Consider the following 11,001-nt stretch of genomic DNA (forward strand, 5'->3'; position numbering starts at 1 on the left):
CACGCCCCACCGCGCCCGCTGCCGGGCCTGTTCGCTTTTGGACCTCTGCCGCCCCGAGACCGTCGCCCGCCCGGTGAAACGCTGGCGCGACCAGACCCTGGCTCGGCTTCTGGAGGCCCGATGAAGAAGCTTCTCAACACCGTCTATGTCACCACCGAGGGCGCGGCGCTGCGGCTCGAGGGCGAGACCCTCGTGGCCGAGGTGGAAGGCGTCGAAAAAACTACCGAAAAGACTCGGGTGCCGCTGCACATGCTGGCCTCGGTCGTGGTGTTCGGCCCGGTTTTGCTGACGCCCGCGCTAATCGCCGCCTGCGCCGAGCGCGGCATCACCATCGTGCTCATGGGCCGCAATGGCCGGTTTCAGGCCTGCGTCGAAGGCCCGGTCTCGGGCAATGTGTTGTTGCGGCGCGAGCAATATCGCCGCGCCGATACCCCCGAGGAGATCATCCGTTCGCTGGTGCTGGGCAAGGTGTCGAACCAACGCGCGGTGATCCGCCGGGCCTTGCGCGACTACGGCGACGAGATGGCGCCTACCGCACGCGCGGCGCTCGAGACCGCCACCGACCGGATGGCGCAGATCCTGCGCCGGGTGCAGCTCGCCGATGCCTCGGCCGAGGCGATGCGCGGTTCCGAAGGCGAGGCCGCCAATCTTTATTTCGCGGTCTTCGATCATCTGATCCGCTCGCCCGATGCCGAATTGCGCTGGACCGTTCGGTCCCGCCGCCCGCCGCGCGACCCGATGAACGCGCTGTTGTCGTTCCTCTACACGCTGCTTACGCATTACTGCCGCTCGGCCTGCGAGGCGGTGGGCCTGGATCCGGCGGTTGGGTTCCTGCACCGCGACCGCCCCGGGCGCCCGAGCCTTGCCCTTGATCTGATGGAGGAATTGCGTGCCCCCTTGGCCGACCGGTTGGCTCTGTCGCTGGTCAATCGGCGCCAGCTGCGGGCGGCGGATTTCCGGCAGATGGAGGGCGGCGCGGTGCTGTTGACCGATGACGCGCGGCGCACGGTTCTGACCGCTTGGCAAGAGCGCAAGCGCGAGGAGCGGCTGCATCCGTTCTTGCACGAAAAGGCACCTTTCGGGCTGGTGCCTTTCCTGCAGGCGCAGATGCTGGCCCGGCATCTGCGCGGCGACATCGACGCCTATCCGCCCTGGTTCTGGAGTTGAGATGCTGGTTCTGGTCACCTACGATGTGAACACGCTCGAGGAGGGCGGCAAAAAGCGGCTGCGCCGCGTGGCGAAAGCCTGCGAGGATTTCGGCCAGCGGGTGCAGTTCTCGGTCTTCGAGATCGAGGTGGACCCGGCTCAATGGGTGAAGCTCAAGGCGCGGCTGGAAGCGGTCATCCGGCCGGAGTTCGACAGTTTGCGGTATTATTATCTAGGGTCGAACTGGGAGCGGAAGGTCGAGCATGTGGGGGCGAAGCCTGCGCTGGATCTGAATGGCCCGTTGATCCTCTGATCTGCGAACCCCAAGGGTGTGGCCGTTTCCCACCCGGTTCGCACCGCGCCAGCTCTTTGAAATCGTGAAGGAAGTTCCGGTGTGCCTTGCGCCACGGCTGCGGTGGCGCTTGCGACAAGCACCTTCGCACCACCGGAGCGATTTACACCGTCTGGTCTGCGGGTTACGGATCGGGCGTCGCCCCCCTCGCGGGGGCGTGGATCGAAACATTTCTATATCGGCGGGCAGTTCTTTGACGGCGTTTGTCGCCCCCCTCGCGGGGGCGTGGATCGAAACGATCAGCACATCAGCGTGGCAAGGCGCGCCGGGCGTCGCCCCCCTCGCGGGGGCGTGGATCGAAACCCAACCCAACAGGAGGCCCGCAATGGATGATCAAAGTCGCCCCCCTCGCGGGGGCGTGGATCGAAACCCGATGTATCTGAACGACGCCACGATCTGCGCGGCTGTCGCCCCCCTCGCGGGGGCGTGGATCGAAACTATCTATGAGCCTGTGTGGCTTAAAAACGTCGTTGTCGCCCCCCTCGCGGGGGCGTGGATCGAAACTTTGGGACAGCCTGCACGGCCCCGGCGCATGGGACGTCGCCCCCCTCGCGGGGGCGTGGATCGAAACTGGACATGTGCTTTGGCTTGGACGGGCGGGGGAACCGTCGCCCCCCTCGCGGGGGCGTGGATCGAAACGCGCCCCTCAAGCAGCGCCCGCACCATTGGCCCTGTCGCCCCCCTCGCGGGGGCGTGGATCGAAACATTGCCGCGCCTCCTGCCGAGGCCGACGCGGCCATGTCGCCCCCCTCGCGGGGGCGTGGATCGAAACAGCGTGCGAGGGCTCGCATCCGCTGGTCAGCAAATGTCGCCCCCCTCGCGGGGGCGTGGATCGAAACTGGCAAAAGACCGCCTCACCAATGAGGCGTGCTTGTCGCCCCCCTCGCGGGGGCGTGGATCGAAACCCCTCCCCTGCGGTGCCTGCGGGCCGGATTAAATCGTCGCCCCCCTCGCGGGGGCGTGGATCGAAACGTTCCACTCGCGCCCATCAAGCAGGCGGCCAGCACGTCGCCCCCCTCGCGGGGGCGTGGATCGAAACCCAGAAGCGGTTTCCCGCCCGGAACTGGCCTGTTGTCGCCCCCCTCGCGGGGGCGTGGATCGAAACACCTTGCGCCCTATGTCGCGTTCCGTGGCCCCCTGTCGCCCCCCTCGCGGGGGCGTGGATCGAAACTCTAGCCTCCCCTCGATCTTGGCCAACCGCTCGCGGTCGCCCCCCTCGCGGGGGCGTGGATCGAAACAATCTTGGAACTGACGTTGTCGAGCACGGGGGAGGGTCGCCCCCCTCGCGGGGGCGTGGATCGAAACACTGCTTGCCCGCGCGACACGCCCTCTACAAGATCGTCGCCCCCCTCGCGGGGGCGTGGATCGAAACAATCTAAGCCTGCCCGCGCTCAACAGATGACTGGGTCGCCCCCCTCGCGGGGGCGTGGATCGAAACCCGCTATTCTTGGCGGCTTGGCTGTGTGGGTCGCGTCGCCCCCCTCGCGGGGGCGTGGATCGAAACGGGTAACAATCAGGCTGTGGCCGATGCGATCGCGCGTCGCCCCCCTCGCGGGGGCGTGGATCGAAACTTGGGCAGAAACTGTCTTTTTCTTGCCGAAAAGACGTCGCCCCCCTCGCGGGGGCGTGGATCGAAACATGGTAAACACCTCATAAGAGGCGCTTACGTATCGTCGCCCCCCTCGCGGGGGCGTGGATCGAAACGCGGCAAAAGCCAAGTCAACCATAGACGCCACGCGTCGCCCCCCTCGCGGGGGCGTGGATCGAAACTTTGATGACAAAGGTAATGGATTGGCTGACACAGGTCAGAAAGCGTCGCCCCCCTCGCGGGGGCGTGGATCGAAACAGCTTGATTGACATGATCCACGCAGTCTTGAAAAAGTCGCCCCCCTCGCGGGGGCGTGGATCGAAACCAAAGTTGCGTGTTTTCCGGCGGCGATCTTGGCAGTCGCCCCCCTCGCGGGGGCGTGGATCGAAACCGTTCGGTGCAGATCGACCCGACTGACGCGCTTGGTCGCCCCCCTCGCGGGGGCGTGGATCGAAACAGCACCACATTGCCAGCGCCGCCGATGTAAAGGCGTCGCCCCCCTCGCGGGGGCGTGGATCGAAACCTTTGTGCAGGCGAGCAAGGCGACCGAAACGGGCGGTCGTCCCCCTCGCGGGGGCGTGGATCGAAACGATGTAGGCAGCGGCGTTGGCAAGCTTGGCTTCAGTCGTCCCCCTCGCGGGGGCGTGGATCGAAACGATGTAGGCAGCGGCGTTGGCGAACTTGGCTGCTGTCGTCCCCCTCGCGGGGGCGTGGATCGAAACTTTCCCCTATCCGAAGTTCCGCCACGGTGGACGTGTCGTCCCCCTCGCGGGGGCGTGGATCGAAACAATGACTTACCGAATACAAACAGGCGCCAAGTCGTCGTCCCCCTCGCGGGGGCGTGGATCGAAACACCTCACATGCCGGGGGCGACGGCACCGTAATCGACGTCGTCCCCCTCGCGGGGGCGTGGATCGAAACGCGGCACTATGGGACGATTGCCTGCCGAGGTGCGCGTCGTCCCCCTCGCGGGGGCGTGGATCGAAACTGCGAAGGCTGCGACGACGGTGATGGATATGGCAAGTCGTCCCCCTCGCGGGGGCGTGGATCGGCATGGTCGCGCAGGAGGTCACGGAGCAGGGGCGCGGGCAGAGCGTTGCGCAGGCCATGGCGGAGACATTCGCGAGAGAAGGTGCCGCATGTCCGGAGCTGGGTGAGGGAGGGGCTTACGCGTTCGTTTAGCTGCAGGTCATGTTGACAAACACATAGGTCAGGTCTGGGGAACGGACATGACTGAGACGATCACCGCAGCCGAGGGCTGCACCTCTGCACGTGGTCATAGTTACGCGGCGTACCGTCGTGTGCGAAGGTTCAACGCTCGGGAGAGTGTAAAACAGTGTTGTGATCCTGCCCCCGCAACCATAGAATCCGACACCCCGCCTACGCCAAGGCGGGCTTTTGCTTTCGAAACCTCCCCCAAAGACAAAATCGATCCCAACTCCCCATAAAGTTCAATCACATGACCGCCCGGCGCTCCCGCGTCAGCATGAAGGCGGATCTCCGAAATCAGACCCCGTAGAAGAGCGATCGCATCAGGACGTGTCGCGTCATCGGACAGTGTCTGGTGCGCGCCGAGATTGATATCGGATCATCGTTCGATCCGCGCCGACGATGTGGCAGGCCCGCCGTTCCGACAGGCCATGTGCGGCCCGAAGATACGCGGCGGTTTCACGCTTCACGGCGGGCCCTACCACTTTTTTGAAACCAAATCCCTCATCGCAGCCAGATCCAGCATCTGCTCGGCCAGCAGCTTCTTCAGCTTCGCATTCTCATCCTCGAGCGTCTTCAGCCGCTTCGCTTCCGATACCGTCATGCCCCCGAACTTGGCCTTCCAGTTATAAAAGGTGCCTTCCGACATGCCATGCTTGCGGCACAGGTCCACGCACTTTGCGCCTGCCTCGTGCTCGGCCAGGATGCCGATGATCTGTTCGTCCGTAAATCTCGTTCGCTTCATCGTCCGTCCTCAGGTTGGGCCGGACTCTAATCGACGGTGGAGGAAAAATCCCGTGGCAGGTCACCCGTCACCTCGCGGAGGTCCTTCTCCCTAGCCGCGCGCCCCGCATCCGCGCTTACCGCCATCGTCCAAGGCCGCAGGCAGAGCCAGATTGATGATCTGCTCCGGTGGAATTACCCAGCCAACGTATGATCGGGACACCGCTTACGCATCACCGACATTCGCGCCGAATTTTTCTGCGCGGTGCCATGGACGGCCGCTTTGGGGAAGCCGCGCGACTGCGTATGCGTCACCCTGACCGGCGGCGAAGTGCCGAGCACGTAGGGTCTGACGTTGCGGCTCTATCTCGTCGCTCGCCGCATGATCGGATCGAGCCCGTAGCCGTAATTCAGCCATCATGCTATCGCTGGAGCATGAAGAAGTATGGTCGCACATTCCACCTTCCGTTTTCGCCCGGCGCCACCAGCGACGATAAGGTCATGTCTTCGCTTGACGGCCTGATGGTCGAAGACCTCGTCGTCACCGAAAAAATGGACGGTGAGAATACGACCATTCACGCTGGCGGATCACATGCGCGGAGCCCTGACAGCCGTTACCATCCTTCTCGAGACTGGCTCAAAGCGTTCGCGGCCGCGATTTCTCCCCATCTCGAAGAAGGCGAACGCATTGTCGGCGAAAACCTCTATGCTCGTCATTCTGTCGCTTATGATGCGCTGCCCTCGTATTTCCTCGGCTTTGCCTGGATTGTTGGCGATGAAGTCCAGTCCTGGGATCTGACGCAGGCCCGTTTCGAGGAACTGGGCATTCAGCCGGTCCCAACGCTCTATCGAGGCCCCTACCGCACGGGACTGCTCGAAGATCTGGCACGCGCCCTCGACGTTTCGAAGCAAGAAGGTTTTGTGGCAAGGAGCGCTGACTCGTTTGCGGAAAGCGACATGGCTCGACGGGTGGGAAAATATGTCAGGAAAGGGCACATCCAATCTGAGATTCATTGGATGAAGGCTGAACTCATTCCCAATAAACTTGCTGGCTGAACGTCTCCAATGTCCGCATCAGCGACATTCGCCCCGAATTTTGCTGCGGCAACCCGGTCGCGAGGCCCGAACGTAACCCGCTGGCTGCAGCATCACCGTGCCGTAACGCATGCGCACAGAAGGTCAGAGTTTCACATTTTGCCCCTTGCAAGCAATTTCGTTGCACTATCGCCCGCACGCTTGTACGATTGTGATTAGTCTAACAATCAGACGGCAAGATAATATACGTTACCGGGAGAAGATTGGTCTTCTCTGGAGGAATACTTTTTAGATAGTAGGGGGCGACATGTCTGAACCCTTTCTTGCGGAAATCCGAATGGTCGGGTTTGACTTTGCGCCGCGCGGTTGGAGCTTTCTTGACGGCCAGATCCTTCCCATCAACCAAAATCAGGCGCTCTATTCGCTGCTGGGAACGACTTATGGCGGCGATGGGCGCACCACATTCGCCTTGCCGGACCTTCGCGGTCGAACGCCCATTCATCGGTCGGACGCGCAAGAGCTCGGTCAGAAGGGTGGGGCGGAAACTGTCACACTGACTGTGGCGGAAATGCCTGACCACATGCACTATGCAAAAGCTCAGGCGGCAACAGGCAACGAACGCAGCCCCGAGAACAATTATCTCAGTGCGCCCTCGATCCCCGGACTTGCCTTCTATGCGGACCACCAAAGCGGGACCTCGGTTGCCCTGCGAAGCGGGACGGTGACGAACGCGGGCGGCAGCCAGGCTCATGACAACATGCAGCCCTATCTTACCGTGAGTTTCTGCATTGCCCTTCAGGGGCTTTTCCCGTCCCGCAATTAGTCCTGCAATCAGGGAGAATTATCATGTCTGAACCCTTTTTGGGCGAAATCCGAATGTTTGCCGGCAATTTCGCGCCGCGTGAGTGGGCCTTTTGTGATGGCCAATTGGTCTCGGTGGCGCAATACGATGCCTTGTTTTCCCTGCTTGGAACCGCCTATGGCGGCGATGGCCGGACGACTTTCGGCCTGCCGGACATGCGTGGACGGCTTCCCCTTCATCAGGGAACGGGGCCCGGCCTCAGCCCCAAGCGCCTGGGCAGCAAATCGGGGGCGGAAACGGTGACCCTGACGGTCAACCAGCTGCCCAGCCACGATCACAATTTTATCGCCAGCACGGCGCAAGCCGAATACGACGCCCCGCAAGACCGTGTTCTGGCAAGCGTTTCGGGCTTCAGCCCCTACGAATCCGAGATCCAGTCGGTGTCAATGAACCAAGGAAGTGTGGAGAGCGTCGGCGGCAGCCGAAGCCACACCAACATGATGCCGAGCCTATGCGTGCATTTCATCATCGCATTGTTCGGAATTTACCCCAGCAGAACTTAGGAGCAGGCAATGTCTGAACCGTTTATTGCGGAAATCCGGATCTTTGCCGGAAACTTCGCGCCCAGAGGGTGGGCGTTTTGCGACGGCCAGCTTTTGCCGATCGCGGAAAACACCGCCCTTTTCTCTCTGATCGGAACGACCTATGGCGGCGATGGCCGGACAACGACAGGGCTGCCCAATATGCAAGGCCGTGCGCCTATGCATCCAGGCCGAGGGCCTGGGTTAACCGCGCGGCGTCTCGGTGAACGGGATGGCATAGAAACCGTGACACTGTCAGAAGCTCAGATGCCGTCTCATACGCATGGTCTGCGCGCGACCGGTGCGCGGGGGACAGAGGAAAATCCGGGAAACACCACTTCCGTGGCCGCGACATTTCCGGTTGCCGCATTCAGTTCAGGTGAGTCTTCCTCCGTCTACATGGACAGTGAAACCCTGTCGGGAACCGGCGGCAGCCAATCGCATAACAACATGCAGCCCTATCTGGCGTTAAATTTCATCATCGCGCTTGTGGGACTTTATCCTTCGCGCTCCTGATAAGAGGGAGTGCTCTTGAAAGGGGCTTGGCTATGAAGCTTCTGGACTCCGCCGCACTGCGGATCAAAGGCGCGGTGCTTTTCCCATGACGATGCAGTGGCCCTTGTCGAAACGGACCCTGTTTTACAACATCTCTTACCGGTGCCTTGAAGATAGCGACATGCCGTTTCTCCGACGGCTTTATCGAAGCACGCGGGAGGCGGAGCTTGCCCGCGTGCCCTGGAGTGAACCTGAAAAGCAAGCATTTTCCGACATGCAATTTAACGCTCAGCATGCGCATTACATGAAGTATTATGTCGATGCGCTCTGGCTTATCATCGAGCGCTCCGGCCTGCCTGTCGGGCGCCTCTATCTGGAACGCTGGCCATCAGAGCATCGCATCATCGATATTGCGCTTTTGCCGGAAACACGCGGGATAGGCATCGGCAGCGCTGTTTTGGAAGATTTGATGGAGGAAGCGGCGAACAACGGGAAAGCCGTCGGAATTCACGTCGAGAAGATGAATCCTGCGATGTCCCTTTATCGCCGCCTTGGCTTCGAGACCGTCGAGGACAAGGGCGTTTATGACCTTCTGAAGTGGCATCCGGCGTCCTGAGCGGGGCGCGCCCCGGAGGTCAGGTGAAAATCACTTCATATTGAAAGCCGATGGTGTTCTGCGCCACCGGAACCAGAAAGAAATCGTATTCTCCAAGTCTATTATGGGCGAAACGATAGATCGCTTGCGGCAGGAACGGATCGTTCGGCCCCTGCCAAAGCAACGAGAAGGCACCGCCATCCCGCAGGCCGGCCCCCACGGCCTTGACCTCGATCAGCTTCAGGTCGATGACGTCTTTTCCAGCGGAGACGGCGAAAACATCGCCCTCAAGCGGCGTGAAATCGTCAATTTTCAACTGCTCAAGTGTCGGCATCAAATCACCTTGCAAAAGGGTCAAAGCGAACGCGAAGCGATCCGCAACAGAAATTGCATTTCCTTTTTAGATTAGCGGTTTTTCTCGTGCAATGTACGTTTCCATTGATGCTTTGACCCGTTGTCTGTTCCATGGTCCCGGTCCTGTCTTCGGGGCCATGAAACGCGCCAGAAGGTCAAGGGGTTCAAACCTTCCCGAAGACGACCAAGAGCCGGAGCATACCGCGCATTGTCAGAAACGATACTCGAACAACACTTTCAGCGATGTGCTGGTGGTATGCCCCACGCGTTGCGCCAAGACCTTCGCTTGCAGGTCGCGCATCCCGTCTTCGGAGCGCGTGCTCAGTCCTAATTCGCCCCCCCCGCCACAGCTTTGCTCAGTTTCTGCGGCATCGACCCACTCGCAGACCAGCCGCGGCGCGAAAGTGAAAAGGTTGTTGCTGGTCGCAACCGACAAGCCATCCAGCGGCACGCGGAACTCAGGCCGGAAAGTCAGATTTGCGATGGAGACGGTCCCGGCGTCGAGAGACAGAGTGTCATCCACCGCGCCATAAGCGCGCCCGGTAAAACCGACCGTACCGATCCAGGTCCGACCGTAGGAAAAGGCCAATTCGGGCCGGATCTCAAAGCCGTCGCGCGCGATCACCCCACTCAGCGCCGTGCCAAGCGTGGCCGTGCGGGTGGTATAGTCACTGCTCAGGCTCAGAACATCATTGGCCATATCGAGATTGTTTCGCCCCGCACCGAGGGTGATGAACCCATCCAGATAAAGGCCAGGAGCAAGCCGCTTCACAGCGTAGCCCCCCACCGTCACCCCCAAGCGGTTATCATGTCCGTCAAAACTGCCTTCGATACTGGAATGTGCGATTTCACCACCGAGGAAGTATCCAAGCAGCGTATCTTTTGTCGCCAACCGCTCCCAGGCAATGCGACCATTGATCGTCGCGGTGCTCGATCCCGTCTCACTATCGTGCTGGATATCGAAATCTCCCAAGAAGAGCCGCCGCGTGCCCGACGCCATGCTGTTTTGCTGGAAAAAACTTCCGCTAGAGCTCAGGCGCCCGTCGCGCAGCTGAAATCTCCCGGAGACGTCGAATGGCACATCGCCGGAGGGACCAGTAAGACCGTCATCGCATGCGGAGCCATCCCCCGTGGCCGCCTGCGTGCCGCTCAGCCCGCATGTGGCATCTTCCCGAGACATCTGGATAAAGCGCTCCCGCGCATCACGGGTCATCCGCTGGTTCGCGGCAACCGTGCTGCGCAAGGCCCGTTCCGCCTCATCTTGGATGATCTCACGGATGACATCCTTGGCGCTTTCGAACTCCGAGGCCGGGCTGCCAGACTGCAGGTCAAGGACATTCGAAGCCAAGTTCGGATTGCCTACGCTATCGGTTGTCACGCCCGCCGCAACGCTGATCCGAACGGTCTGGCCAATGATCGGGTCGATGGTTGCGGTATAGCTGGCACCCGAGCCGCTGATGGCTGTGACGCTACCTTGCTCAACGGTGACATCGGAGAGAGCGAGCCCATTCACTGGCTTGCTAAAGCTGATGGTCACGGAAAATGTCGTAGTGACCGTCCCGCTCGGTCCGGTGATCAAGGTCGTGGGAAGAGTGACATCCTTGGTGGCGGTATCGGTTGCCGCCACGCCGGTATTGCTGGCACTATCGGTCAGGGTGGCCGATAGGGTCAGCGTGCCGTCGGCGAGCCCCGAAACATCGATGCCGGTGATCTGCTGGGTCGCCGTGCTGATCGTGCCCGCGCCGGTCACCGCCGTGCCGCCGCCCGAAGAAGAGATCGTGTAGCTGTAGCGCGTGCCGGTTTCCGCCCCCGCGAAGGTGAAGGACACCGCGCTCTCAGTCGCCGACGTGACCGGATCCTGATCAAGCGAGACCGTATAGCCCGACGGCGCCGAAACGTTCTTCACGATGGTGGCGGTCGCGACCACGCCGGTGTTGTTGAGGCTGTCGGTCAGCGTGACCGAAAGGGTCAGCGTGCCGTCAGCGAGCCCCGAGACATCGATGCCCGTGATCTGCTGGTTCGCCGTGCTGATCGTGCCCGAGCCAGTCACCGGCGTACCGCCGCCCGAAGAGGTGATCGTGTAATCATAGATCGTGCCGACCGCGGCCCCGGCGAAGCTAA

At 61.6% G+C, this 11,001-nt stretch carries 9 protein-coding genes, 1 pseudogene and 1 CRISPR repeat array; of the genes and pseudogenes, 7 read left to right on the plus strand and 3 right to left on the minus strand.

Annotated features, from left to right (window positions below; translation table 11 throughout):
* The first annotated feature begins 120 nt into the window (after positions 1–120).
* Both cas1c and cas2 read left to right on the plus strand, forming a co-directional pair.
* Positions 121–1,167 (plus strand): type I-C CRISPR-associated endonuclease Cas1c, encoded by a 1,047-nt coding sequence (cas1c, locus tag CKO11_RS16865; protein ID WP_223641415.1) that lies wholly within the window; start codon positions 121–123, stop codon positions 1,165–1,167.
* 1 nt (position 1,168) lies between these two features.
* Positions 1,169–1,459: a CRISPR-associated endonuclease Cas2 gene (cas2, locus tag CKO11_RS16870; protein WP_223641418.1), complete on the plus strand. Its 291-nt coding sequence runs from the start codon at positions 1,169–1,171 to the stop codon at positions 1,457–1,459.
* Between the two features lie 176 nt (positions 1,460–1,635).
* A CRISPR array of direct repeats spans positions 1,636–4,141; the repeat unit is 32 nt; unit sequence GTCGCCCCCCTCGCGGGGGCGTGGATCGAAAC.
* A 504-nt stretch (positions 4,142–4,645) separates the two neighbouring features.
* On the opposite strand, the pseudogene CKO11_RS16875 reads toward cas2, so the two are convergent.
* Positions 4,646–5,040: pseudogene (locus tag CKO11_RS16875) on the minus strand (transposase); the annotation flags it as partial.
* A 479-nt stretch (positions 5,041–5,519) separates the two neighbouring features.
* On the opposite strand from CKO11_RS16875, the gene CKO11_RS16880 reads away from it, so the two are divergent.
* From CKO11_RS16880 to CKO11_RS16900, 5 genes are all read left to right on the plus strand, one after another.
* The gene (locus CKO11_RS16880) at positions 5,520–6,074 is read left to right on the plus strand and encodes an RNA ligase family protein (protein WP_223641420.1); all 555 of its coding nucleotides are present in this window, start codon (positions 5,520–5,522) and stop codon (positions 6,072–6,074) included.
* 286 nt (positions 6,075–6,360) lie between these two features.
* Entirely contained in the window at positions 6,361–6,876 is a 516-nt protein-coding gene (locus CKO11_RS16885) for a phage tail protein (protein ID WP_223641422.1), read from the plus strand.
* 23 nt (positions 6,877–6,899) lie between these two features.
* Positions 6,900–7,418 carry a phage tail protein gene (locus CKO11_RS16890; protein ID WP_223641424.1) on the plus strand — a complete coding sequence of 173 codons (519 nt, stop codon included), beginning with the start codon at positions 6,900–6,902 and terminating at the stop codon, positions 7,416–7,418.
* Positions 7,419–7,427: 9 nt separating this feature from the next.
* Complete coding sequence (locus CKO11_RS16895) at positions 7,428–7,952, plus strand: phage tail protein (protein ID WP_223641426.1); 525 nt, start codon at positions 7,428–7,430, stop codon at positions 7,950–7,952.
* Between the two features lie 85 nt (positions 7,953–8,037).
* A complete protein-coding gene (locus tag CKO11_RS16900) occupies positions 8,038–8,547 on the plus strand; it encodes a GNAT family N-acetyltransferase (protein ID WP_317851828.1) in 510 nt (169 codons plus the stop codon).
* A gap of 19 nt (positions 8,548–8,566) precedes the next feature.
* On the opposite strand, the gene CKO11_RS16905 is transcribed toward CKO11_RS16900, so the two are convergent.
* Both CKO11_RS16905 and CKO11_RS16910 read right to left on the minus strand, forming a co-directional pair.
* Complete coding sequence (locus CKO11_RS16905) at positions 8,567–8,860, minus strand: DUF6916 family protein (protein ID WP_223641428.1); 294 nt, start codon at positions 8,858–8,860, stop codon at positions 8,567–8,569.
* A gap of 231 nt (positions 8,861–9,091) precedes the next feature.
* The coding region (locus tag CKO11_RS16910; RefSeq protein WP_263298506.1) for an Ig-like domain-containing protein at positions 9,092–11,001 on the minus strand (1,910 nt) is incomplete at its 5' end.

The organism is Rhodobacter sp. TJ_12 (assembly GCF_020023995.1).
Taxonomy (GTDB): Bacteria; Pseudomonadota; Alphaproteobacteria; order Rhodobacterales; family Rhodobacteraceae; genus Rhodobacter.

Bases quoted from the DNA above. Each gene is read 5' to 3' on its own strand.
- CKO11_RS16880 (WP_223641420.1), top strand. From the start codon at position 5,520: ATGTCTTCGCTTGACGGCCTGATGGTCGAAGACCTCGTCGTCACCGAA.
- CKO11_RS16905 (WP_223641428.1), bottom strand. From the start codon at position 8,860: ATGCCGACACTTGAGCAGTTGAAAATTGACGATTTCACGCCGCTTGAG.
- CKO11_RS16890 (WP_223641424.1), top strand. From the start codon at position 6,900: ATGTCTGAACCCTTTTTGGGCGAAATCCGAATGTTTGCCGGCAATTTC.
- CKO11_RS16885 (WP_223641422.1), top strand. From the start codon at position 6,361: ATGTCTGAACCCTTTCTTGCGGAAATCCGAATGGTCGGGTTTGACTTT.
- cas1c (WP_223641415.1), top strand. From the start codon at position 121: ATGAAGAAGCTTCTCAACACCGTCTATGTCACCACCGAGGGCGCGGCG.
- CKO11_RS16900 (WP_317851828.1), top strand. From the start codon at position 8,038: ATGACGATGCAGTGGCCCTTGTCGAAACGGACCCTGTTTTACAACATC.
- cas2 (WP_223641418.1), top strand. From the start codon at position 1,169: ATGCTGGTTCTGGTCACCTACGATGTGAACACGCTCGAGGAGGGCGGC.
- CKO11_RS16895 (WP_223641426.1), top strand. From the start codon at position 7,428: ATGTCTGAACCGTTTATTGCGGAAATCCGGATCTTTGCCGGAAACTTC.